The sequence below is a fragment of the Burkholderia sp. BE12 genome (assembly GCF_002959955.1).
Classification (GTDB): Bacteria; Pseudomonadota; Gammaproteobacteria; order Burkholderiales; family Burkholderiaceae; genus Burkholderia.
In genome coordinates this window covers 1-24394 of record NZ_PREY01000013.1, presented here as the reverse complement: position 1 = coordinate 24394, position 24394 = coordinate 1, and the positions used below count along the sequence as shown (strand labels likewise).

Sequence of the window (24394 nt, the reverse complement as noted above, 5' to 3'; positions counted from 1 at the left end):
CTTACTTGTTGTTGGCCATCGCGCCGGCGCTGTTCTGGCCGCCGAACAGCTGGGTCAGGTAGCGGGTGTTGTTCGCCATCGTCGCCATCAGCGTGTTCAGCGCGGTGAATTGCGCATTGTATTGCTTGGTCAACTGGTCCGAGTAGCTCTGCAGCTGCGTCGCCTGACCCTGCACACTCTTCAGATCGGCGTTGATCGCGTTGGTGCGCTGGTCGATCAGGCCGGACGTCTGCGTGTACGAGTTGATGTTCGCATTGAGCGCCTGGGCGATGCCGTTCGTCTGGTTGAAGATCGCCGTCACCGCGGAACTGTTCGACTTGAGCGCGGTGGTCAGCGCGGCGGTGTCGACCGACATCGCGCCGGTCGAGTCCACGTTGATGCCGATGCTGCCGAGCGCATAGGTCGTGCCGCCCGTCGTGACGCCGCTGCTGAGCGTCGTCGCGAGTGTGCTCCTGATCGTGTTCAGCATCGCGTCGCCGAGCAGCGGGCCGGCGGTCTTCGCGGTCGAGTCGTAGCTCGACAGCGATTTCGCGGTATTCACGAAGTTGGTATACGCGGTCGCGAAATTGTTGATCGCGGTCGTCGCCGCGGCCGTGTCCTGCGACAGCGTGATGGTTTGCGTCGTGCCGACCGCGGCCTGCGACAGCGCCAGCGTGACACCCGTCAGCGCGCCCGACACGTTGTTCGACGCGCTCGACACCGGCGTGCCGTCGATCGTCAGCTTCGCGTCGGCGGCCGACGTGACCGTCGTGTACCCCGACGTCAGTTTCGAGTTGACGCCGGTGCCCGTGATCGAGATCGTGTTGGCTGCACCGGTGACGTTCGACTGCATCACGAGATGCTGGCCGTCCGAACCGGTGATGACCGACGCGGTGACGCCGGCATTGCCGGACGCGGAGTTGATCGACGACGCGATGTCGGACAGCGATGCGCCGGCCGCCACGTTGACGTTGAACGCGGGGTTGCTGCCGAAGGTGATGCTCAGCGAACCGGCCGAGATCGTGTCCGCCGACGTCACGCCGGCCGACGACAGCTTGTTGGCGGTCGCGAGCTGCGTGACATTGACCGAATACGAACCGGCCACCGCGCCGCTGCCGCTCTTGATCGTCGTCGCGATGCCCGTGCCGCTCGCCGTCGCGGCGAGGCTGCCGAGCGCGGTGCCGTCCGAGAGGCCGGTGAGCGCGGTCTGCAGCGCGGACAGCGCGCCCTTCAGCTGGCCGATCGCGGACAGCTGCGTATTGTCGTTCGTCTGTCGGGTCTGCAGGGCCTGCAATTGCCCGGCCGTCTTCGCGTTCACCAGCGTCGTGACGAGCGTATTGACGTCGAGCGTCGAATTGGTCGCGCCGCTGATGATCGATTGACCTGCATTCGCCAGGATGGTGCTGATGTCCGTGCTGCTGACGGGGGTGGTGGCCATGCCGTTGCTCCGGTCGTCCGCGCAATCAACGTGCGCGATGCGGCGGGGCGCCGCGGTTCAATGCAAAGAGGGAGGCGTGCCTCCCTGGAGAATTCCGGTCTGGGCGGTTTCGGCGGCGTCGCGATGCGTCGCATGGCGACGCCGCCGTGCCCGGAGGCGGGCGGGCACGTGGCCCGCCGCGGGTGCTGCTCGATTAGCCGAGGAGCTTCAGGACTTGCTGCGGCAGCGAGTTCGCTTGCGCCAGAACCGAGATACCAGCTTGTTGCAGCACTTGAGCCTTGCTCAGGTTCGCCGTTTCCGTCGCGAAGTCCGCGTCGGTGATCTGCGAGCGAGCGGCGGTCATGTTGGTTGCCTGGGTTTGCGTCGTCGAGATCGCAGCCTGGAACGTGTTCTGTGCTGCGCCCAGCGTTGCCTGGAACGTGTTGACTTGCTTCAGTGCCGCGTCGATCGCCGTGATCGCCGATTGCGCGCCCGACTGGGTGGCGACGCTCAGGCTGTTCACGCTCATGCCCGTGCTGTTCCAGTTCGCCGTGCCGAAGTCGACGGTAACGACCTGGTTCGCTGCTGCGCCGATCTGGAACGTGACGCTGCCGGCGCCGCCCAGGATGGTCTGGCTGTTGAACGTCGTTTGCGATGCGACACGGTCGATTTCGCTGAGACGCGTCGTCACTTCAGCTTGCAGGTTCGCGCGAGCGCTCGAATCCAGCGAGCCGTCGCCCGCTTGTTGCGCCAGCGTACGGATACGCTGCAGGTTGTCGACCGTCGATTGCAGCGCGCCGTTGGCGGTCTGGATCATCGAGATGCCGTTGTTCGCGTTTGCAACACCTTGCGTCAGCGCATTGATTGCCGCCGTTTGCGACGTCGAGATCGCCAGGCCTGCTGCATCGTCAGCAGCGGTGTTGATGCGCTTGCCCGACGACAGGCGGTTGATTGCTTGCGACAGTGCGCTTTGCGAGCCCGACAGATTCGTCTGCGTCGTCAGCGAAAGGATGTTGGTGTTGATGTTCAGCATTTGCTTCCTCGTTTTGGAAAATGCCTGAGATACAGACAGGTTCTGATTTCGGCGTGGCGCTTTTTGCGTCTGGCGCTGCCCGCCTTTCCTGGTTGACGGCGGCACCCGGCGAAAACTTTAGAGGGATGTTTGAGGAAATTCGGGACCGAAGGACCGGTTTCGCCGGGAAGGCGCACGGGGCATGGCGGGCGGCGTGGCGGCCGTGGCGCGAGAATCGCGCGGTTGGGCGGAACGTTTGCCCGCGACCGACAAAAGGGTGGTTTTATCTGTGATTCCCTGCTATGATGGCGGGCTGAATTGAGATTTTCTGTCACGCCTTTGCCGGTTTCGGCATGTCTGCTGACAGTCAAACGCGGCGCTGCACGCGGTTGTGAAGCGTACTCGCGGTGCTTTCCGCCTCTCTTTTCCGGCCTCCGAGGCCGTATTTCCGCTCGTTTCGCCTGTTTGTGGGGACGCTCGGATGGCCGGTGCGTGGCGCTTGGCCGCTACGTTTTTGACCGTTTAAGCAATTTAGGAACGACATGACGACGATTCTTCTGAAAGAAAACGAGCCGTTCGAAGTGGCGATTCGCCGCTTTCGTCGCGCTATCGAAAAAAATGGCCTGATCGCTGAACTGCGTGAGCGCCAGTCTTACGAAAAGCCGACCGCAGTCCGCAAGCGCAAGAAGGCAGCAGCCGTCAAGCGCCTGCACAAGCGTCTGCGCAGCCAGATGCTGCCGAAGAAGCTCCACTAAGAGCGTCTGCCGGTTCGCCGCGAAACGGCGGAGTGTGCCTCGAAAGAGGCCACTCCGCCGTTTTGCTTTTGCAGGCCGGGAAAATTCCGGGGGTGTTCCCGCCGACTGCCGAGGCCCGGCGGTGGGCGGTGAGCGGTGGGCGGGCGAATCGTCCGCATGCGCGAACGAGGCGGCTGGCCACGCGAGGGCGGCGGCCATGCGGCGCCCGCACCCGCGCCGAGTTGGCTTGGCACCAGCGTTGTCAGCCTGCCTTGCGCCGGCGTGCCAGCTGCTTGCCGCCCAGCGCCGCGCATTGCGCGTGGCACGGGCAACCGGCTTCGTGATCGTTGACCATGCCGGTCGCCTGCATCAGCGCATAGCAGATCGTCGAGCCGACGAACTTGCAGCCGTACGCCTTCAGCGCCTTGCTGAGCGCGTCGGACTGCTCGGTCGACGCGGGCGCGTCGCGGTACGACTGCCACGCATTCTGGACCGGCGTATCGCCGACGAACGACCACAGGAACGCGGCGAGCGACCCGTGCTCTTCGCGGATGCGCTGCACCGCGCGCGCGTTGGTCACCGCCGATTCGACCTTCGCGCGGTTGCGCACGATGCCCGGGTTCTCCAGCAGTTTCTCGATGCGCTTGGGCGTGAAGCGCGCGACGGCGTCGACGTCGAAATCGGCGAACGCTTCGCGATAGCCCGCGCGCTTGTTCAGGATCGTCGACCACGACAGCCCGGCCTGCGCGCCTTCCAGGATCAGCATTTCGAACAGGTGGCGATCGTCGTGCGACGGCACGCCCCACTCGGTATCGTGATAGTGAGCGTCCGCTTCCGTCTTCACCCAGTTGCACCGCTGCGACATCGTCTGCCTCGTTTTCAGTGTCGATTCGATCGCGCCAGCATAGCGGAAGCTCTTTGGGCGGGATAGCCGGCCGAACGGCAGATGGGCGCGCGGCGCCGATCCGGTTAAGCTTGGCGCCTGTTCGAATCAGCGGGATGAAGGCATGACGGCATTACTTTTTGCGATCGGCATCGACGGCGGCGGCACGGGCACGCGCGCGGTGCTGGCCGACCGGCACGGGCGAGAGCTGGCGCAGGGGCGCGGCGGTCCGTCGGGGCTCGGTCTCGGTATCGAGCGCGCATGGGCGTCGATCGGCGCGGCCTGCGCGGACGCGTTCACGCAGGCCGGCTTCGCGTTCGAATGGTCGCAGTGCGCGCTCGGCTGCGGGCTCGCCGGCGTCAACAACGCGGCGTGGCTCGCCGCGTTCCGCGCGCAGGCGCCGCTCGGCGCGCTCGCGATCGAGAGCGATGCGTACACGACCGTCGTCGGCGCGCACGGCGGCGCGCCGGGGCTCATCGTCGCGCTCGGCACCGGCAGCATCGCGGCGGCGCTCGATGCGGCGGGCGCGTGCCGGATCGCGGGCGGCTTCGGCTTTCCGTCCGGGGATGAGGCGAGCGGCGCGTGGCTCGGCGTGCGCGCGCTCGCCTATGCGCAACAGGCGTTGGACGGCCGCGTGCCGCGCGACGCGTTCGCCACGGCGCTCCTTGCGGAAACGGGCGCGCAGAATCGCGACGCGCTCGTCCAGTGGTCGTGCGACGCGAACCAGACGGCCTACGCGCGTCTCGCGCCGATCGTGTTCGCACACCGCGCGCACCCGGTCGCGAGCGCGCTGATCGCGCAAGCCGGCGCCGAGATCGGCAAGATGATCGACGCGCTCGATCCGCAGCAGGCGCTGCCGGTCGCGCTGTGCGGCGGCCTGGCGGACGCGCTCGCGCCGGCCGTGCCGGCGCGGCACGCCGCACGGCTGCGCGCGCCGCTCGACGATTCGGCGCATGGTGCGCTGCGGCTCGCGCTGCAGGCATTGCGGGCGGCGCAGGGCGACTAAGGTGAGGCGGGCACGCGATAGATTGCCGCGCCGCAGCAGCATCTCGGGCGGCGCATGGGCGGCAACCGCCCGGCGCGCGATCGGGCGCGACGTTAAAATGACGCTTCCTCCGTGCCGTGAGCGCCACTTTCCAGCCCCATGTACAAAGTCATCGCCACCGATCTCGACGGTACGCTGCTGAACAGCGACCACCAGCTCGACCCGTACACGATCGACACCGTTCGCCGGCTCGACCGCGACGGCGTGCAGTTCGTGATCGCCACGGGGCGCCATTACGCGGACGTCGCCGGCATTCGCGATGTCCTCGGCATACGGCCGTACCTGATCACGTCGAACGGCGCGCGCGTGCATGCGCCGGACGACACGACGATCCACGCGCAGGACATCGACGCAGCGGTCGTTCGCAGCCTGGTGCAGCCGGAAGTCGTCGGCGCGCACGGCCGCGTGATCGTCAACCTGTTCACCAACGACGGCTGGCTGATCGACCGCGAAGCGCCGCACCTGCTCGAATTCCACCGGGATTCGGGCTTCCGGTACGACGTGATCGACATGGCCGCGCACGACGGCGCGGCCATCGCGAAGGTGCTGTATATCGGCGAACCGGCCGATCTGGCGGTCGTTGCCGAGCAGATGCGCGTGCAGTTCGGCGATACGCTGTACGTCACGTACTCGCTGCCCGATTGCCTCGAAGTGATGACCGCGAACGTGTCGAAAGGGCGCGCGTTGCGCACGGTGCTCGCGCGGCTCGGCGTCGACACTGGCCACTGCATCGCATTCGGCGACAACATGAACGACATCGACCTGCTCGAAACCGCCGGTCATGCATTCATGATGAATAACGCGAACCCCGACCTGATGGCGCGGCTGCCGCACATCCCGCGGATCGGCAACAACTTCGACGCGGGCGTCGCCCGCCACCTGCGCACGCTGTTCTCGCTCGAAGACGACGTCGTCGCGTCCTGAACGCCCACCTCGGGCGCGTTTTCCGCGCGGAAATGAAAAACGGGCGCCAGGGGCGCCCGTCGAAATTGCCTGCCTCGATGTTCTTCGACAGCGTGAGGCTCGCTGCTCTGCTCGCGTGACCCCGTAGTGTTTTATTCGATGGTGCGAGCTGATGCGGGCAGCACGTCGACGGCGTTGTCACGCCCCGCGACCAGCGGGTAGATGATCCCTGCGAGTACCGCGCCGATCAGCGGCGCCGCCCAGAACAGCCAGAGCTGGCCAATCGCGTCGCCGCCCACGAACAGCGCGGGGCCGGTCGAGCGGGCCGGGTTCACCGACGTGTTGGTGACCGGGATCGAGATCAGGTGAATCAGCGTCAGGCACAGGCCGATCGCGATCGGCGCGAAGCCGGCCGGCGCGCGCTTGTCGGTCGCCCCAAGGATGACGAACAGGAAGAAGCCCGTCATCACGACCTCGCAGATGAATGCCGCACCGAGCGAGTAATGGCCGGGCGAGCGATCGCCGAAGCCGTTCGTCGCAAAGCCGCTGCCGACCAGGTCGAAACCCGGCTTGCCGGTTGCGATCAGGTACAGCACGAACGCGCCGAGCGTGGCGCCCACGACCTGCGCGACGATGTACGGCGCGAGATCGCGTGCCGGGAAGCGGCCGGCGACCGTCAGGCCGACGCTCACCGCCGGATTCAGGTGGCAACCCGAAATGTGGCCGATTGCGAATGCCATCGTCAGTACGGTCAGGCCGAAGGCGAGTGCGACGCCGGCAAAGCCGATGCCGAGGCCCGGAAAGGCGGCGGCCAGCACGGCGCTTCCGCACCCGCCGAGCACCAGCCAGAACGTGCCGAATACCTCTGCAGCGAGACGCTGAGAAAGATTCATGTAAGGACCTCGTTCAAGTGGGTTGAAGACCCCGGACGACGCAACGGATTTATTCCGTCGTCTGGAATTGGTCTGGATTATAGGAAATGAATCGGGCCCAGGAGGGTAAACGATTGTTAAATTTGAATGGCTGACGAATGCCTTTTATTAGAATAAGTCCGCATTCTCGATATAGGCGATCCGGTTAAAGATGGCAGCATTTATTCGAAGGGCAGGGCGGCAGTGCGGATGACGTAACGGATGTTGGTGTCCCGGCCGGATTCGCCGGGGCCGCATCAACGAAAAGGGGAGTCGAAAAATGTCTCAATACGCAAAACTCAAGGCGCAGATCGCCGATCTGCAAGCCCAGGCGGACGACGTGCGCCGCCAGGAAGTGGCAGCGGTGATCGCCGATGTCCAGCGATTGATTGCCGAGTATGGCCTGACGGCCCAGGATCTGGGCTTCGCGGAGCGGGCACGGCGCGGGCGTCCGCCGAAGAAGGCGCCGCTGCCGCCGAAATACCGCGATCCGAAGTCGGGTGCAACCTGGAGCGGGCGTGGCAAGCCGCCGAATTGGATCGTCGGTAAAAACCGCGATCGTTTCCTGATCGAGTGACCGAAAGCCGAATAGAAAAAGCCGCATCGACGATGCGGCTCTTTTGTTTTGCGCGCCGATTTCGGCGCGGATTTTCCGGAATATTTTCCGTGCGGATTTCCGTGTCAGGCGCCCGCGACGCGGCGCAATGCCGGTTGCTTGGTTGCCGCGCAAAGCGATTCGTAAGTTTCGACGTAACGCTGCGCCATTGCCTTCGAGCTGAAACGCGTGTCGAAACGCGCGCGGATCGCGGGGCGCGACAGGCTGTCGATCCGGTGCAGCGCACCGACCGCGCCCTGCACGTCTTCGACGATGAAGCCGGTCACGCCGTCCTCGATCACTTCCGGCACCGAGCCGCGGTTGAACGCGACGACCGGCGTGCCGCAGGCCATCGCCTCGATCATCACCAGGCCGAACGGCTCCGGCCAGTCGATCGGGAACAGCAGCGCCTTCGCGCCGGACAGGAACGCCGGCTTTTGCGCTTCGTTGATCTCACCGATGAATTCGACATGCGCCTCGCCGAGCAGCGGCTCGATCACTTCCTTGAAGTAGTCCGCGTCGGCCTTGTCGACCTTCGCGGCAATCTTCAGCGGCAGCCCGCTTTGCGCGGCGATCCGGATCGCGGTGTCGACACGCTTTTCGGGACAGATCCGACCGAGGAACGCGAGATATTCGGGCTTCACGTCCGGCTGCGGCGTGAGCAGCGTCTCGGGCAGCCCGTGGTACACGGTGCCGGCCCACGCGGCCTGCGGCAGCGGCTTGCGCTGGTTGTTCGAGATCGACACGACCGGCGAATCCGGAAACGCGTCGAACACCGGCTGCAGTTCCGGCAGGTCGAGGCGGCCGTGCAGCGTCGTCACGTACGGCGTGTCGAGGCGCGACATCAGCGGGAACGGCAGGTAGTCGAGGTGGAAGTGCAGCACGTCGAATTCGTGCGCGACCCGGGCGACCTGCTCGAGGAGCCGCATATGGGGCGCCATCGAATCGCGGACCGACGGGTCGAGCCGCAGCGCACGCGGCCACGCCGCCTCGAGACGCGCCGACGTGACCGAGTCACCGCTGGCGAACAGCGTCACGTCGTGGCCGAGTTCGACGAGCGCCTCGGTGAGGTAGGACACGACCCGCTCGGTGCCGCCGTAGAGTTTCGGCGGAACGGCTTCGTAAAGCGGCGCGATCTGGGCAATTCGCATGGGTGATCTCCAGTGTCGATCCGACGGCGACGGCGCCGATGCGGATCCCGTACAAGGTTGCGGAACTTGCCGACGCACGCGGTTCGCGGTACGTGGCCGGGCCCTGGGCGGGGTGCGCGGGGCGCCGGTCGGCAAGCTGCGGGGCGGGCCGGCACGGCTCGCGCCGCCGCCCATTGGATTCCATTATCGATATCGCCCTGCGGGGTTCGAGTGTTTTTTCAAACACTTAAGGCTTGTTACACGATGAAATACGCGAAAACCCCGAGAAAAAGGGCAGGGAATCGTAAATCGCGACAGCCATAACTATTGTTGCGCTATCGTGAAAAACCACTATAATTTTTACCGATCCGATTGTCGGCATCCCTGCCGGCAAGCCTTGCGCCACGCGCGCGGCGGCCATCGGCCCCTCGCAGCCGAATTCGCGTTGCAACCCGTTTTTCCGACTGTCCCTTTCAATTCGCCTTGTCGGAAAAATTCCTACACGGTTTACAGACAAATCCTGCACGGCATACGCCACTTCGCTGATACCGACATAAATCCCGTTTGGCCAAAATTCGCCCTGTAAGACTATAAACGAGCCGACCGAGCGCCGAGTGCGCACTGATCGAGCAAACGTTGTCATAACACGTATGGCCAAAGCAAAGCTTTTTAACGGGGGAATCATGAGCGCCACCAGCGAAATGCTCAGTGAGATCAAAGAGGTCAACCTGTCGTACCTTCTCCTCGCGCAGCGACTGCTGCGGGAGGACAAGGCGATGGGCATGTTCCGCATGGGCATTTCCCAGGAACTCGCCGACGTGCTCGCCAACCTCACGCTCGCCCAGACCGTGAAGCTGGCCGCGTCGAACCAGATGCTGTGCCGCTTCCGCTTCGATGATCACGCGCTGCTGTCGTCGCTCGCCGACAAGGGCCGCAGCGATATCGTCGCGCACGCCCACTCGGCCATCCTGATGGCCGGGCAGCAGGTCGAAGGCGTCCGCTGATCCATCCTGCCTTGCGTCTGTCCCGGCGTGCCGCCGGCCGGCAGCGTATTGGCCATTCATTCGAGTAACGTCAAGCGGACGGTTATCACCATGGCAAGCAAAAGCGTCGTGATCGAGGTGAAGGAAATCACCCTCGCCATCGAACTGATCGAACTGGGCGCCCGGCTGCAGCTGCTGGAGGCGGAGACGAGCCTGTCGCGGGACCGTCTGATCAAGCTGTACAAGGAACTGAAGGGCGTGTCGCCGCCGAAGGGGATGCTGCCGTTCTCGACCGACTGGTTCATGACGTGGCAGCCGAACATCCACTCGTCGCTGTTCTACAACATCTACCGGTTCATGCAGGACCACGGTCGCTGCGAGCCGATCCAGTCGATCGTGAAGGCGTACCGGCTCTATCAGGAGCACGTGAACCTGTCCGGCGACGAGGCCGCGCTGAGCCTCACGCGGGCATGGACGCTGGTGCGCTTCTTCGATTCGGGGATGCTGCAGATGACGCCCTGCACGCGCTGCGGCGGCCATTTCGTCGCGCATGCGCATGATCCGCATCAAGGTTTCGTGTGCGGTCTCTGCCAGCCGCCGTCGCGAGCCGGCAAGACCCGCAAGGCCGCCGCCGCGCGCGCCGAACTGGCCGCCGCAGCGGCCTGAGCGCCGCGCCGGAAGGGGGCGCGAGCGCCGCACGGGCGACGCCCGCGGGCCGCGCGAATCGTCCGCGCATTGCTGGTAAACACCGTCGGGCCGCCGCCGGGCGGCCGCGAAAGTTTTCCTGCCGACTGCCGTAAACCTGTTTAACGGCGGTCTCCCCGCCGGTCTTTCGTGAGGGACAGGCAGTGCTGATTATCGTGGGAACACTCGTGACGCTGTTGTCCGTCTTCGGCGGTTATGCGCTGGCAGGCGGGCATCTGGGCGCCTTGATCCAGCCGGTCGAGATCCTGATGATCGTGGGCGCGGGCGTCGGTGCGTTCATCCTCGGCAACGGCGGCAAGACCATCAAGGCCACGCTGCGCGTGCTGCCGACTCTCTTCAAGGGCTCGAAATACACGAAGGACGTCTACATGGAGCTGATGGCGCTTCTTTACGTGCTGCTCGCGAAGGCACGCAAGGAAGGCACGCTGACGCTCGAGGCCGACATCGACGATCCGCAAAAGAGCCCGATCTTCACGCAATACCCGAAGATCCTCGCCGATCACCACATCGTCGAATTCCTGACCGACTACCTGCGCCTGATGGTGGGCGGCAACATGAACGCGTTCGAGATCGAGAGCCTGATGGACGAGGAGATCGAGACGCACCACACGGAAGGCGAAGGCCCGGCGCATGCGCTGATGCGCGTCGGCGACGCGATGCCGGCGTTCGGCATCGTCGCGGCGGTGATGGGCGTCGTGCACACGATGGCGTCGGCCGACAAGCCGCCCGCGGTGCTCGGCGCGATGATCGCGCAGGCGCTGGTCGGCACGTTCCTCGGGATCCTGCTGTCGTACGGGTTGATCGGGCCGCTCGCGAGCCTCGCGGAGCAGCGCGTCGCCGAGTCGACCAAGATGTTCCAGTGCATCAAGGTGACGATTCTCGCGACGCTGAACGGCTATGCGCCGGCGATCGCGGTGGAGTTCGGCCGCAAGGTGCTGTTCTCGACCGAGCGCCCGTCGTTCTCCGAACTCGAAGAACATGTGCGCCGCGTGAAGGCGAAGTGACGCGGAGCAACCGATGAGCAAGAGCAAGGATCGCGCGATCGTCGTCAAGCGGGTGGCCCCGGCGAAGAAGGGCCACCACGGCGGCGCATGGAAGCTCGCGTACGCGGACTTCATGACCGCAATGATGGCGTTCTTCCTGCTGATGTGGCTGCTGAGTTCGGTCACGCCGGTGCAGCTGAAGGGGATCGCCGAATACTTCAACATGCCGCTGAAGGCCGCGATTCTCGGCAGCGGCGACCGCAGCTCGCAGGACTCGAGCATCATCAACGGCGGCGGCCGCGACCTGTCGAGCGTCGACGCCGGCACGCTGCGCCGCACCGACGGCACGACGTCGCTCGCCGAGCGCGTCGCGAAGCCGGTCGACGAGCATGCGCAAGCGCAGGCGCAGGGCGCGCTCGAGCGGCTCGAGCAGGCGCGCCTGCACGACCTGCAGATCAAGCTGATGGCCGCGATCGAGGCCAATCCGACGCTGCGCCAGTTCAAGCAGCAGATCCGCATCGATTCGACGCTGATGGGGCTGCGCATCGAGATCGTCGATACGCAGAAGCGGCCGATGTTCGCGATGTCGAGCGACCACGTCGAGCCGTACATGCGCGACATCCTGCGCGAGATCGGCAAGACGCTGAACGATGTGCCGAACCGGATCATCGTCCAGGGCCACACCGACGCCGTGCCGTACGCAGGCGGCGAGGGCGGCTACAGCAACTGGGAGCTGTCGGCCGATCGCGCGAACGCGTCGCGCCGCGAGCTGATCTCCGGCGGCATGGACGAGGCGAAAGTGCTGCGCGTGCTGGGCCTCGCGTCGACGCAGAACCTGAACAAGGCCGATCCGCTCGATCCGGAAAACCGCCGGATCAGCGTGATCGTGCTGAATCGCAAATCCGAAGAAGCGCTGATGCGCGACGACGCGACGACGACGACGCTGTCCGCCGACGCGGCCGGTTCGAAGCTGCTCGCGCAGCAGCTCGGCGGCCGGACGCCGGCGGTGCGTCCGGTCGTGGCGAGCGCCGTCGCCGTGGCGCCGAAACCCTGACGTTCCCGAGACAGACATGATCCGAACCATTCTCGCCATCGACGACTCCGCGACCATGCGTGCGCTGCTGCAGGCCACGCTGGCGCAGGCCGGCTACGACGTGACGGTGGCGCCGGACGGCGAAGCCGGCTTCGACATGGCGGCGACGGCGCCGTACGACCTGGTCCTGACCGACCAGAACATGCCGCGCAAGAGCGGGCTCGAGGTAATCGCCGCGCTGCGCAAGCTGACCGCGTACGCGGACACGCCGATCCTCATCCTGACGACCGAGGGCAGCGACGCGTTCAAGGACGCCGCACGCGACGCGGGTGCGACCGGCTGGATCGAAAAGCCGATCGACCCGGGCGTGCTGGTCGACCTGGTCGCCACGCTGTCCGAGCCGGCTGCCTCCTGACATGAACGCGACGAATTCAACCGGTGACCGGGCATGACTCTCGACATCACTCAGTTCTACCAGACCTTTTTCGACGAAGCGGACGAGCTGCTCGCGCAGATGGAGCAGTTGCTGCTGAATCTCGACGTCGATTCGCCCGATCCCGAGGATCTGGCGGCGATCTTCCGCGCCGCGCATTCGATCAAGGGCGGCGCGGCGACGTTCGGCTTTTCCGCGCTGACCGATACGACGCACATCCTCGAATCGCTGCTCGACCGCGCACGCAACCATGAGCTGACGCTGACCAAGGACATGGTCGACGCGTTCCTCGAGACCAAGGACGTGCTGTCCGACCAGCTCGTCGACTACCGCGCGAGCGCCGAACCCGACGCGGCGGCCGCCGCGACGATCTGCGCGAAGCTCGAACGGCTGAAGGCCGAAAGCGGTACGGGCGCGCCTGCTGCCGCAGCCGAGCCGGCGCCGATTGCCCCGGCCGCTCCGGTTGCCGCAGCCGTGGCGCCGGCCGCCGAGCCCGCCGCCGGCGGCGACCGCGCACCCGACCATGTGGTCGAGCAGGCCGTCGCGGCCGCGCATCCGGCGGCCGACGCCGGCGGCCCGCACCTGAAGATCACGCTGGTCGGCGTCGACGCGAAGGATCAGGCGCTGCTCACCGAAGAACTCGGCAACCTCGGCCGGATCGTCGGACGCGAGGAAGCGGGCGCCGACCTGTCGCTGTGGGTCGAATCGGACGTGCCGTCCGACGATATCGTCGCGGTGTGCTGCTTCGTGATCGACGAAAGCCAGATTCGCGTCGGGCGCGGCACGGCGCCGGCCGCGCAGGCGGCACCGGCCGTCGCGCAGGGTGCCCCCGCCGTGGCTGCCGACGCGGCTGAAGCGCCGGCCGCCCCGCAGCCCGCACGTGTCGAGGTATTCGCACCGCCGGCTGCCGCACCGCAACCGGCTGCTCCGGCACCGGCGCCGGCCGAGCCGCCCGCGGTCGCGGCGCAGCCGCAACAACACGCTCAACCGCAACCGGCCGAACCCGCGGCGCCGGTCGCCGCGCATCACGACGACAAGCGCGCACGCCCAGCCTCGGCGGCCGCGGCCGGCGCCGAAGGCAGCTCGATCCGCGTCGGCGTCGAGAAGGTCGATCAGCTGATCAACCTCGTCGGCGAACTGGTGATCACGCAGGCGATGCTGGCCGAGACGGCGACCGCGTTCGATCCGGCGCTGCACGACCGCCTGTTCAACGGGATGGCGCAGCTCGAGCGCAACGCGCGCGACCTGCAGGAAGCGGTGATGTCGATCCGCATGATGCCGATGGACTACGTGTTCAGCCGCTTCCCCCGGCTCGTGCGCGACCTCGCCGGCAAGCTCGGCAAGCAGGTCGAACTGGTCACGTTCGGCCAGGCGACCGAGCTCGACAAGAGCCTGATCGAACGGATCATCGATCCGCTCACGCACCTGGTGCGCAACAGCCTCGACCACGGGATCGAAACCGTCGACCGGCGCGTCGCCGCCGGCAAGGACGCGGTCGGCCAGCTCGTGCTGTCGGCCGCGCATCACGGCGGCAACATCGTGATCGAGGTGAGCGACGACGGCGCGGGCCTGAACCGCGAGCGGATCCTCGCGAAGGCCACGAAGCAGGGCATGCAGATCTCCGAGAACATCAGCGACGACGAAGTGTGGCAGCTGATCTTCGCGCCGGGCTTCTCGACCGCCGAGACGGTGACCGACGTGTCGGGCCGCGGCGTCGGGATGGACGTGGTGAAGCGCAACATCCAGTCGATGGGCGGCCACGTCGAGATCACGTCGCTGGCGGGCCGCGGCACGACCACGCGGATCGTGCTGCCGCTCACGCTCGCGATCCTCGACGGGATGTCGGTCAAGGTCGGCAGCGAGATCTTCATCCTGCCGCTGAACTTCGTGATGGAGTCGCTGCAGCCGTCGAACGACGACATTTACACGGTCGGCAACGGCGAGCGCGTGGTGCGCGTGCGCGGCGAATACCTGCCGCTGGTCGCGCTGCACGAGGTGTTCTCGGTCCAGGAAGCGCGCACCGACCCGACGCAGGGGATCGTCACGATCATGGAAACCGAGGGGCGCCGCTTCGCGATGCTGATCGACGAGCTGGTCGGCCAGCAGCAGGTGGTCGTGAAGAACCTCGAAACCAACTACCGCAAGGTGCACGGCATCTCGGCGGCGACCATCCTCGGCGACGGCAGCGTCGCACTGATCGTCGACGTCGCGGCGCTGAACCGAGAAACCCGTGCGATGCACGGCGCCCGTGCCGGCGCCGAGCTCGCGATGTTCTGACTCTCGCCATCAACCGATTTGGGGGCAAACGTGTCTGCTGAAGTCCAAATGATCAATCCGGCCGCGGCGAACGCGGCAACCAGCCGCCGCGCTGCGGAACACGGCGACGCAACGGGCCAGGAATTCCTCGTGTTCACGCTCGGCGACGAGGAATACGGGATCGACATCCTGAAAGTGCAGGAAATCCGCGGCTACGACAGCGTCACGCGCATCGCGAACGCGCCCGAGTTCATCAAGGGCGTGATCAACCTGCGCGGGATCATCGTGCCGATCGTCGACATGCGGATCAAGTTCCATCTCGGCCGCGTCGAGTACGACCACCAGACCGTCGTGATCATCCTGAACGTGTCGAACCGCGTGGTCGGGATGGTGGTCGACGGCGTGTCGGACGTGCTGACGCTGCAGACCGACCAGATCATGCCGGCGCCGGAATTCGGCGCGACGCTGACGACCGAGTACCTGACGGGCCTCGGCACGGTCGACGGCCGGATGCTGATCCTGATGGACATCGAGAAGCTGATGTCGAGCCGTGAAATGGCGCTGATCGAGACGCTCGGCGGGTAAGCGCGCCGCGCGCGCAGCAATTTCGGGAGAATCTGCAATGTTGCATAACTGGTCGATCCGCACGACGCTCACGGCGGTCGGACTCATCCTCGTGTGCCTGACCGCCGCGGTCGGCGGGCTCGGCCTCTACGCGCTCGATCACGCGAGCCGCTCGCTCGACGAGATCGCGCACGTCGACTTGCCGGCGATCCACACGCTCGACGACACGGCGGCGCACCTGCTGCGCTCGCGCGTGGCGCTCGATCGCTTCCGTACGCTGACCGAAGCCGGCAATGCGGCCGAGGCGACGAAGGTGCTCGACCGCGCGCAGGAGCTGTATGCGAAGTCGAACCAGAACTGGCAGGCGTTCCAGTCGACGCCGAAGCCCGGTATCGAGCAGGCGCTCGTCGACGAGCTCACCGCACGGTACACGACGATCGTGAAGGAAGGCGTCGAGCCCGAATTCGCCGCGGCGCGCGCGGGCGACATGGCGGCGTACCACGCGATCGCCGACACGAAGATCAGCCCGATGTTCGTCGCGTTCGACCAGACGGCGGCGGCCGTGATTGCGGCGCTGCAAAAGCGCGCGGAAGAACGTCAGGCCGAGACGCAGTCGCGGATCTCGATGATGATCGCGCTGATCGCGGCCGGCATCGCGATCGCGTTCGTCGTCGTGATCGCGATCCGCTTCGCGCTGCGCGGGCTGATCATCAAGCCGCTGGAAGACGCGATCGCGCACTTCGAGCGCATCGCCGGCGGCGATCTCACGCAGCCGGTGGGCGTGTTCAGCACCAACGAGATCGGCCGCCTGTTCGGCGGCATCAAGCGGATGCAGGACGCCGTCACGACGATGGTGCAGGCCGTGCATCGCGGCACCGAGTCGATCGACGTCGGCGCGCGCGAGATCGCGACCGGCAACACCGACCTGTCGCAGCGCACCGAGGAGCAGGCCGCATCGCTGCAGGAAACCGCGTCGAGCATGGAGCAACTGACGGGCACCGTGCGGCAGAACGCGGAAAACGCGCGGCAGGCGAGCCAGCTCGCGGTGAACGCATCGGACATCGCGACGCAGGGCGGCGACGTGGTCGGCCAGGTCGTGGCGACGATGCAGGACATCGCGGCGAGCTCGGGCAAGGTCGTCGACATCATCGGCACGATCGAAGGCATCGCGTTCCAGACCAACATCCTCGCGCTGAACGCGGCGGTCGAAGCGGCGCGCGCGGGCGAGCAGGGCCGCGGCTTCGCGGTGGTCGCGGGCGAGGTGCGCTCGCTCGCGCAGCGCAGCGCGAGCGCCGCGAAGGAAATCAAGCAGTTGATCGGCGATTCGACCGAGAAGGTCGACAGCGGCTCGGCGCTCGTCGCGCGCGCCGGCTCGACGATGGACGAGATCGTGCAGGCCGTGCGCCGCGTGACCGACATCATGGGCGAGATCAGCGCCGCGTCCGACGAGCAGTCGACCGGCATCGAGCAGGTCAACCGCGCGGTCGGCCAGATGGATGCGGTCACGCAGCAGAACGCGGCGCTCGTCGAGCAGGCGGCCGCCGCGGCCGCGTCGCTCGAGGAGCAGACGCGCCAGATGAAGGCGATCGTGTCGGGCTGGCGCGTCACGGGCGGCATCGCGCTCGCGCCGGCGCGCGGCGCCGCGCGGCCGGTCGCGCACGAACCGGCGGCGCTGCCGTCGGAATCGCGTCACCCTGCGCCGGTTGCCGCGCTGCCGGCGCCGCAGGCCGCGGCCCAACCGGCGGCACGGCGCGCCGCGCCGGCGTCGCGCGCGGCTGCCGCGGGCGCCGCTCCCGAACCGAAGCGTGCGGCCGATGCCGCCGCGCGTACGCCGAAGGATGCACCGGCTCCCCGTGGCGGTGCCGCCGCGGGCGGCTACGGCCCGCGTCTCGCGAAGACGGCCGCACCGGCGGACAAGCCGGGCGCGAAGCCCGCGCTCGTGCGCCCGGCGCTGAACGGCGAGAAGCCGGCGCTGGCGGCCGCCGGTGCGTCCGATGACGACTGGGAGACCTTCTAAACCATGTCGCACGCGCGCGCGCCGTTTCGACCCGATGCACCGGATGCCTCGCCTCGCGCGGGCGAGCCGGGGCGCGACTTCGCGTTCACCGGCGCGGATTTCGCCCGCATCCGTGCGCTGATTCACCAACGCGCGGGCATCTCGCTGTCCGAGCACAAGCGCGACATGGCCTACAGCCGTCTCGCGCGACGGCTGCGGGCGCGCGGCCTCGACACGTTCCGCGACTACCTCGACCTGCTCGAGCAGGAAGACGATCCGCTCGAGTGGGAAGCGTTCACCAACGCGCTGACGACCAACCTGACGGCGTTTTTCCGCGAGTCGCACCATTTCCCGATCCTGTCGGAGTTCGTGAAATCGCGGCCGGCGCCGGTATCGGTCTGGTGTTCGGCGGCGTCGACCGGCGAGGAGCCGTACTCGATCGCGATCACGCTGATCGAGGCGCTCGGCGACACGGCCGCGCGCAGCGCGTCGATCCTCGCGACCGATCTCGACACGCAGGTGCTCGCGAAGGCCGAAGCCGGCATCTACACGTACGACCAGGTCAAGCACCTGTCGCCGGAGCGGCTGAAGCGCTTCTTCCTGAAGGGCACGGGCGCGCAGGCCGGCCGCGTGAAGGTGCGCCCCGAGCTGCGCGCGATGATCCGCTTCGAGCAGCTGAACCTGACCGATGCGGACTACGGGATCCCGAAGCCGTTCGACGCGATCTTCTGCCGCAACGTGATGATCTATTTCGACAAGCCGACGCAGGGGCAGGTGCTGTCGCGCTTCGAGCCGCTCGTGAAGCCGGGCGGCCTGCTGTTCGCCGGCCATTCGGAGAACTTCACGTATGTGACGCCGGCGTTCCGGCTGCGCGGGCAGACGGTGTACGAACTGACGCGCGACGCCGCGCAGGGTGCACGGCCGCGCGGCACGCCGGCGGCCGCGATGCCGTCGCCCGTGCGCGCGCGGGCCGCGGGCGGCGTGCCCGCCCATGGAGAGCGCGGATGAGCGCACTGCCGATCGCGACCAATCGCTACTTCGACAACCACTTTGAGCGCCCCGGCGTGAAGCTGTTGCCGAACGAGTTCTACACGACGTCCGAGGACATGGTGCTGATGACCGTGCTCGGCTCGTGCGTCGCCGCGTGCCTGCACGATCCGTACGCGGGCATCGGCGGGATGAACCACTTCATGCTGCCGGACGACGGCGCCGATCCGGGCGCGGCCGCGTCGGAATCGATGCGCTACGGCGCGTATGCGATGGAAGTGCTGATCAACGAGCTGATCAAGGCCGGCGGGCGCCGCGAGCGCATCGAGGCGAAGGTGTTCGGCGGCGCGGCCGTGCTGGCCGGGATGACGACGATCAACATCGGCGATCGCAACGCGGATTTCGTGCGCCGCTATCTGGCGCTCGAGCGCATCCGCATCACCGCGGAAGACCTGCAGGGCGTGCATCCGCGCAAGGTCGCGTTCATGCCGCACAGCGGGCGCGCGATGGTGAAGAAGCTGCGGCTGCAGGTGCCGGGCGTGACCGAGCGCGAAGCCGCGCTCGCGCGCGAGGCCGATCGCGCCCGCGCGGCGCGCACGCGCGCGCACGTCGAGCTGTTCGCCGCGAAGCGGCCTGCGGCGCCGCAGCCGGCGCGCCCGCGCATCGAGCTGTTCGGTGCGCGCGGCGCCGCGCCGGCCGGCAGCGGCGGCGCGGCCGGTGCCGCCGGTGCCGCCGGCGGCGCGCGGACGGCGAACCCGCATGCCGGGAGCCCGGCCGCCCCGTACGCGGCGACCCTATCAAGAAAGCAGGAGGCATGACCGCAGTGCAGAAGATCAAAGTGTTGTGCGTCGACGATTCGGCGCTGATCCGCAGCCTGATGACCGAGATCATCAACAGCCAGCCCGACATGGAGGTGTGCGCGACCGCGCCCGATCCGCTCGTCGCGCGCGATCTCATCAAGCAGCACAACCCCGACGTGCTCACGCTCGACGTCGAAATGCCGCGCATGGACGGGCTCGACTTCCTCGAGAAGCTGATGCGCCTGCGGCCGATGCCGGTCGTGATGGTGTCGTCGTTGACCGAGCGCGGCTCGGAAATCACGCTGCGCGCGCTCGAACTCGGCGCGGTGGATTTCGTCACGAAGCCGCGCGTCGGGATTCGCGACGGGATGCTCGACTACGCGGAAAAGCTCGCCGACAAGATCCGCGCGGCGTCGCGCGCGCGCGTGCGCCAGGCGCCGCAGCCGCAGGCCGCCGCGCGCGCGGCGGACAGCGCCGCGGCCGCGCCGATGATCAACAACCCGCTCGTCAGTACCGAGAAGCTGATCATCATCGGCGCGTCGACGGGCGGCACCGAGGCGATCCGCGAAGTGCTGACGCCGCTGCCGCCCGATGCGCCGGCCGTGCTGATCGCGCAGCACATGCCGCCGGGCTTCACGAAGTCGTTCGCGCAGCGGCTGAACGGCCTGTGCCGGATCGCGGTGAAGGAAGCCGAGCACGGCGAACGCGTGCTGCCGGGCCATGCGTACATCGCGCCGGGCCACGCGCACCTGTTGCTCGCGAGAAGCGGCGCGAACTATATTGCGCAGTTGTCGGACGAGCCGCCGGTGAACCGGCACCGTCCGTCGGTCGACGTGCTGTTCCGCTCGGCGGCGACGCACGCGGGCAAGAACGCGATCGGCGTGATCCTCACCGGGATGGGCCGCGACGGCGCGGCCGGGCTGCTGGAAATGAAACGCGCGGGCGCTCACACGTTCGCGCAGGACGAAGCGAGCTGCATCGTGTTCGGGATGCCGCGCGAGGCGATCGCGCTCGGCGGCGCGGACGAGATCGCGCCGCTCGCCGACATGAGCCGCCGCGTGATGGCGCGCCTGGCGACGATGGGCGACCGCGTGCAGCGCGTGTGAAGGGAATGTCACGGGGCGCGTGCCACGATACGCGTCCCGACCGAAACGAATCTGGAAAGGAACGACGATGGACAAGAGCATGAAAATCCTGGTGGTGGACGATTTCCCGACGATGCGCCGGATCGTCCGCAACCTGCTCAAGGAACTGGGCTACACGAACGTCGACGAAGCCGAGGACGGCGCGGCCGGCCTCGCCCGGCTGCGCGGCGGCGGCTTCGAATTCGTGATCTCGGACTGGAACATGCCGAACCTCGACGGCCTCGCGATGCTGAAGGAAATCCGCGCGGACGCGACGCTCACGCACCTGCCGGTGCTGATGGTCACGGCCGAGTCGAAGAAGGAGAACATCATCGCGGCCGCGCAGGCCGGCGCGAGCGGCTACGTCGTGAAACCGTTCACGGCCGCGACGCTCGACGAGAAGCTGAACAAGATCATCGACAAGATGGCGAAGGCCGGGAGCTGACGTGAACGAGCCGATCCATGCGGCGCTCGCCGGCGCGGGGTTCAGCGCCGACAGCCACCCAGAAGGCGCCGACTTCCCGAGCGACCGCATTCTCGCGCGCATCGGCCACGTCACGCGCACGCTGCGCGATTCGATGCGCGAGCTCGGGCTCGACAAGCATGTCGAGCGTGCGGCGGAAGCCGTGCCCGATGCGCGCGACCGGCTGCGCTACGTCGCGACGATGACCGAGCAGGCCGCGGTGCGCGTGCTGAATGCGATCGAGATCGCGAAGCCGATGCAGGAGCGCATCGAGAACGAGGCCGAGGCGCTCGACGCGCGCTGGGCGCAGTGGTACGCGGCGCCGATCGAGCACGCGGAAGTGCGCGAGCTGATGGACGATACGCGCGCGTTCCTGCGCACGCTGCCGGGGTCGACGTCGGCGACCCGCGCGCAACTGCTCGAGATCATGCTCGCGCAGGATTTCCAGGATCTGACCGGGCAGGTGATCAAGAAGATCATGGACATGGTCTACCTGATCGAGCAGCAGCTCCTCACCGTGCTCGTCGAGAACATCGCGCCGGAGCGGCGCGAGCAGTTCGCGGCCACCGCGGCCGCGCTCGCGGCCGAGCAGATCAGCGCGACCGGCAGCCCCGAATCGCTGCTGAACGGCCCGCAGATCGCGCCGGAAGGCAAATCCGACGTCGTTCAGGACCAGGGGCAGGTCGACGACCTGCTCGCGAGCCTCGGCTTCTGACCTGCCGCGGCGCATCCGGGCGCCCCGTTCCGCGGGGCCGCCCGAGGCGCGCATTCCCTGTCCCCGCCTCGTTTTCCCGTGCGCGCCGCCCCTGCGCGGCGCGGCGTGATCCTGCGTCGAATTGACACTTCGCCACACTCCGCAGGCATACTACGCGTCAGCAGCAACGTAGCGTCATTCGTAAGATTCATAAGTTGGCAGGCGGCGCGGGCCGATGGCGGCGCCGTCGGCAACGAAGCCAGTCCCATGGGGGGGAACGTGAAGCTGAAACGCTTGGGCGGGACCGTCGCGCATGCGACGGCTGCAATGGGTGTGCTGTGGGCCGTCCACGCACACGCGGAACTGGGCGGCGCGCCGATGTCGCCGCCGGCGGACGATCAGGCCGCCACCGTGCGCGCGCTGCAGCGCGCGATGCGCTCGGCGGACGGCGTGCAGCCGAGCACGGCCGCCTATACCGTGCGCGAGATCACGCTCGGATCGGGCACCGTCATCCACGAATACACGTCGGCCGCCGGCAGCGTGTTCGGCCTCGCGTGGCACGGGCCGACGATGCCGGATCTCGCGTCGCTGCTCGGCAGCTATTTCCCGCAGTACACGGCCGGCGTCCAGGCGGCGCACCAGGCGCGCGGCTGGCGCGCGCCGGTGGCCGTCGAGACGAGCGGCCTCGTGATCCGGACGGGCGGCCACATGGGCGCCTTCTCCGGCCAGGCATGGCTGCCGTCGGCGCTGCCTGCCGGCGTGGCCGGCACCGATATCCAGTGACAGCGGGAGAGCGATCTTGAGCATTCCTCGTACATTCAAGCGCTGGCTCGGCGTGCTGGGCCTCCTGGCCGCAACGGCCGTGCTCGTGACCGCATGCGGCGGCGGCGATGGCGGCGGCGGCGGTTCGGCCAACAACGGCAACACGGGCGGCAACGGCTCGGGCGGGTCCGACGGCAACAGCGGCAACACGGCCGTCATCACGGTCGGCGCGGGCGCCGCGAACGTGATCAACATCCCGACCATCAGCGTGAAGGTCTGCGTGCCCGGCACGTCGAACTGCCAGATCGTCAACAACGTGCTCGTCGATACCGCGTCCTACGGGCTGCGGCTCGTCGGCAGCGCGGTGGCGGGCGTGCACGACAGCCTGCCGCAGGTGACGAGCGGCGGCGCGCCGGTCGCCGAATGCGGCAAGTTCGTGTCGAGCTACACGTGGGGGTCGGTGCGCACCGTCGACCTGTCGATCGGCACCGAGCAGGCGGGCTCGCTGCCCGTGCAGATCATCGGCGACCTCGGTACGACGAACGTGCCGAGCTCGTGCACGAACGGCGGCGCGTCGGCCAACTCGACCGGCGCGCTCGGCGCGAACGGGATCCTCGGCATCGGGCCGGCGCCGTACGACTGCGGCACGACCTGCGCGACGTCGACGTCGACGAGCAACAACTACTATGCGTGCCCGAACGGCGACAACGCGAGCTGCACGGTCGCGCTCGTGCCGCTCGCGCAGCAGGTGGCCAACCCGGTGCATCGGTTCGCGAACAACGACGGCGTGAGCGTGCAGATGCCCGACATCTCGTCCAGTGGGCAGGGCAGCGCGACCGGCACGCTGACGTTCGGCCTGCCGAACCTGAGCGGCAAGACGGTGCTGACGTCGACCACGACCGGCGACGTCAGCGCGACGTTCCAGGGGCGCAACGTGACCGCGTTCTTCGATACGGGCTCGAACGCGTATTTCTTCAACGATTCGGCCCAGACGGTCTGCTCGAGGAATACGGAGTTCTACTGCCCGTCGGCCACGACTGCCTATTCGGCCACGCTGACCGGCCAGAACGGCGCGTCGGGCGCCGTGTCGATGCCGGTCGCGAACGCGGATGCGCTGTTCTCGAACTCGTCGACGTTCGCGTTCAACGACATCGCGGGCCCGTTCGGCTCGTCCAATTGGCTCGACATCGGCATGCCGCACTTCTACGGCAAGACGATCTACTTCGGGATGGACAAGACCGCGAGCGGCGGCGGGCAGCCGTTCGTCGCGTTCTGACGCGGCACGGCCGGACGCAGGAACGAGGGGGCGAGCGATCGCCCCCTTTTTTTTGTGCCGCGGCGCCGGGCGGGCGCTACGGACCGGATCGCTGCCAGGCGCCGGCATAGCGCCTACGATGTAAGACCGGCAACGGTGCCGGCACGACATCGAGGAGACAGCGCCATGAACTCGCGTATCCAGCGCATCACGCCGTTCCTGTGGTTCGACCGCGACGCCGAGGCGGCGGCCGGTTTCTACGTATCGGTGTTCGACAACGCGCGCATCGTGCACGTCGCACGCTACGGCAAGGCCGGCGCGCACGCGTCCGGCAACGCCGAGGGCGCGGTGATGACCGTCGCGTTCGAGCTCGACGGGCAGGCGTTCGTCGCGCTGAACGGCGGCCCCGTGTTCCAGATGACGCCGGCCGTGTCGTTCGTCGTCAATTGCCGCGACCAGGACGAGATCGACCATTACTGGGCGCGCCTGTCCGAAGGCGGCGACGAGCGCGCGCAGCAATGCGGCTGGCTGCGCGACCGCTTCGGCGTGTCGTGGCAGGTCGTGCCCGTGCAGATGGCCGAACTGATGACGGGCGACGCGGCCCGCGCCGAGCGCGTGATGGCGCAGGTGATGACGATGAAGAAGCTCGATCTCGGCGCGCTGCAGCGGGCGGCGGCAGGCGAATCGGCTTAGGTCGCGTAGGTCATATAGGTCGCTCAGGTCGGCGGCCGCCGGCCCGTCCCGCCG

The 24394-nt window shown here is 67.5% G+C and carries 25 protein-coding genes; 20 read left to right on the top strand and 5 right to left on the bottom strand.

Translation table 11 applies throughout. The annotated features are described in order from the left end of the window. Position 1: 1 nt before the first annotated feature. Entirely contained in the window at positions 2–1417 is a 1416-nt protein-coding gene (gene fliD / locus C4B30_RS16430; RefSeq protein ID WP_027783218.1) for a flagellar filament capping protein FliD, read from the bottom strand. Between the two features lie 193 nt (positions 1418–1610). Then, positions 1611–2429 (bottom strand): flagellin domain-containing protein, encoded by an 819-nt coding sequence (locus tag C4B30_RS16425; RefSeq protein WP_027783219.1) that lies wholly within the window; start codon positions 2427–2429, stop codon positions 1611–1613. A gap of 521 nt (positions 2430–2950) precedes the next feature. On the opposite strand from C4B30_RS16425, the gene rpsU reads away from it, so the two are divergent. Then, positions 2951–3163: a 30S ribosomal protein S21 gene (gene rpsU, locus C4B30_RS16420; protein WP_006401410.1), complete on the top strand. Its 213-nt coding sequence runs from the start codon at positions 2951–2953 to the stop codon at positions 3161–3163. Positions 3164–3404: 241 nt separating this feature from the next. Here rpsU and C4B30_RS16415 read toward each other — a convergent pair whose 3' ends face one another. Next, positions 3405–4007: a DNA-3-methyladenine glycosylase I gene (locus tag C4B30_RS16415; protein WP_027783220.1), complete on the bottom strand. Its 603-nt coding sequence runs from the start codon at positions 4005–4007 to the stop codon at positions 3405–3407. 142 nt (positions 4008–4149) lie between these two features. Between C4B30_RS16415 and C4B30_RS16410 the strand changes: the two genes are divergently transcribed. Beyond that, a complete protein-coding gene (locus tag C4B30_RS16410; RefSeq protein ID WP_027783221.1) occupies positions 4150–5031 on the top strand; it encodes a BadF/BadG/BcrA/BcrD ATPase family protein in 882 nt (293 codons plus the stop codon). Between the two features lie 138 nt (positions 5032–5169). Further along, the gene (locus C4B30_RS16405) at positions 5170–5994 is read left to right on the top strand and encodes a Cof-type HAD-IIB family hydrolase (RefSeq protein ID WP_027783222.1); all 825 of its coding nucleotides are present in this window, start codon (positions 5170–5172) and stop codon (positions 5992–5994) included. A gap of 131 nt (positions 5995–6125) precedes the next feature. On the opposite strand, the gene aqpZ is transcribed toward C4B30_RS16405, so the two are convergent. Continuing rightward, a complete protein-coding gene (gene aqpZ / locus C4B30_RS16400; RefSeq protein WP_027783223.1) occupies positions 6126–6866 on the bottom strand; it encodes an aquaporin Z in 741 nt (246 codons plus the stop codon). Positions 6867–7164: 298 nt separating this feature from the next. On the opposite strand from aqpZ, the gene C4B30_RS16395 reads away from it, so the two are divergent. Further along, complete coding sequence (locus C4B30_RS16395; protein ID WP_027783224.1) at positions 7165–7461, top strand: H-NS histone family protein; 297 nt, start codon at positions 7165–7167, stop codon at positions 7459–7461. Between the two features lie 104 nt (positions 7462–7565). On the opposite strand, the gene C4B30_RS16390 is transcribed toward C4B30_RS16395, so the two are convergent. Then, positions 7566–8630: a glycosyltransferase family 4 protein gene (locus tag C4B30_RS16390; RefSeq protein WP_027783225.1), complete on the bottom strand. Its 1065-nt coding sequence runs from the start codon at positions 8628–8630 to the stop codon at positions 7566–7568. 662 nt (positions 8631–9292) lie between these two features. Here C4B30_RS16390 and flhD point away from each other — a divergent pair. From flhD to C4B30_RS16305, 16 genes are all read left to right on the top strand, one after another. Beyond that, positions 9293–9613 carry a flagellar transcriptional regulator FlhD gene (gene flhD / locus C4B30_RS16380; RefSeq protein ID WP_027783226.1) on the top strand — a complete coding sequence of 107 codons (321 nt, stop codon included), beginning with the start codon at positions 9293–9295 and terminating at the stop codon, positions 9611–9613. A 90-nt stretch (positions 9614–9703) separates the two neighbouring features. Next, entirely contained in the window at positions 9704–10258 is a 555-nt protein-coding gene (gene flhC, locus C4B30_RS16375) for a flagellar transcriptional regulator FlhC (RefSeq protein ID WP_011350591.1), read from the top strand. Between the two features lie 182 nt (positions 10259–10440). Continuing rightward, complete coding sequence (gene motA / locus C4B30_RS16370) at positions 10441–11301, top strand: flagellar motor stator protein MotA (protein ID WP_027783227.1); 861 nt, start codon at positions 10441–10443, stop codon at positions 11299–11301. Positions 11302–11314: 13 nt separating this feature from the next. Continuing rightward, a complete protein-coding gene (motB, locus tag C4B30_RS16365) occupies positions 11315–12334 on the top strand; it encodes a flagellar motor protein MotB (protein WP_027783228.1) in 1020 nt (339 codons plus the stop codon). Between the two features lie 16 nt (positions 12335–12350). Further along, positions 12351–12728 carry a response regulator gene (locus tag C4B30_RS16360; protein WP_027783229.1) on the top strand — a complete coding sequence of 126 codons (378 nt, stop codon included), beginning with the start codon at positions 12351–12353 and terminating at the stop codon, positions 12726–12728. Positions 12729–12761: 33 nt separating this feature from the next. Beyond that, positions 12762–15023: a chemotaxis protein CheA gene (cheA, locus tag C4B30_RS16355; RefSeq protein WP_027783230.1), complete on the top strand. Its 2262-nt coding sequence runs from the start codon at positions 12762–12764 to the stop codon at positions 15021–15023. Positions 15024–15071: 48 nt separating this feature from the next. Continuing rightward, a complete protein-coding gene (cheW, locus tag C4B30_RS16350; RefSeq protein ID WP_027783231.1) occupies positions 15072–15587 on the top strand; it encodes a chemotaxis protein CheW in 516 nt (171 codons plus the stop codon). A gap of 37 nt (positions 15588–15624) precedes the next feature. Next, complete coding sequence (locus C4B30_RS16345) at positions 15625–17583, top strand: methyl-accepting chemotaxis protein (RefSeq protein ID WP_027783232.1); 1959 nt, start codon at positions 15625–15627, stop codon at positions 17581–17583. Between the two features lie 3 nt (positions 17584–17586). After that, positions 17587–18570 carry a CheR family methyltransferase gene (locus C4B30_RS16340; protein ID WP_027783233.1) on the top strand — a complete coding sequence of 328 codons (984 nt, stop codon included), beginning with the start codon at positions 17587–17589 and terminating at the stop codon, positions 18568–18570. Beyond that, positions 18567–19367, top strand: coding sequence for a chemoreceptor glutamine deamidase CheD (gene cheD / locus C4B30_RS16335; RefSeq protein WP_027783234.1), 801 nt, complete (start codon positions 18567–18569; stop codon positions 19365–19367). Before C4B30_RS16340 ends, cheD begins: the two co-directional genes overlap by 4 nt. Continuing rightward, positions 19364–20455, top strand: a complete 1092-nt coding sequence (locus C4B30_RS16330) for a protein-glutamate methylesterase/protein-glutamine glutaminase (RefSeq protein WP_027783235.1) — start codon at positions 19364–19366, stop codon at positions 20453–20455. The genes cheD and C4B30_RS16330 overlap by 4 nt, the downstream gene beginning before the upstream one ends. 67 nt (positions 20456–20522) lie before the next feature. Beyond that, on the top strand, positions 20523–20918 hold the full coding sequence (cheY, locus tag C4B30_RS16325; RefSeq protein WP_027783236.1) for a chemotaxis response regulator CheY: 396 nt from the start codon (positions 20523–20525) through the stop codon (positions 20916–20918). Between the two features lies 1 nt (position 20919). Beyond that, positions 20920–21651 (top strand): protein phosphatase CheZ, encoded by a 732-nt coding sequence (gene cheZ, locus C4B30_RS16320; protein ID WP_027783237.1) that lies wholly within the window; start codon positions 20920–20922, stop codon positions 21649–21651. Between the two features lie 258 nt (positions 21652–21909). Continuing rightward, on the top strand, positions 21910–22413 hold the full coding sequence (locus C4B30_RS16315; protein ID WP_027783238.1) for a DUF2844 domain-containing protein: 504 nt from the start codon (positions 21910–21912) through the stop codon (positions 22411–22413). A gap of 16 nt (positions 22414–22429) precedes the next feature. After that, the gene (locus C4B30_RS16310; protein WP_027783239.1) at positions 22430–23668 is read left to right on the top strand and encodes a DUF3443 family protein; all 1239 of its coding nucleotides are present in this window, start codon (positions 22430–22432) and stop codon (positions 23666–23668) included. A 165-nt stretch (positions 23669–23833) separates the two neighbouring features. Then, entirely contained in the window at positions 23834–24340 is a 507-nt protein-coding gene (locus C4B30_RS16305; RefSeq protein ID WP_027783240.1) for a VOC family protein, read from the top strand. The last annotated feature ends 54 nt before the right edge of the window (positions 24341–24394 follow it).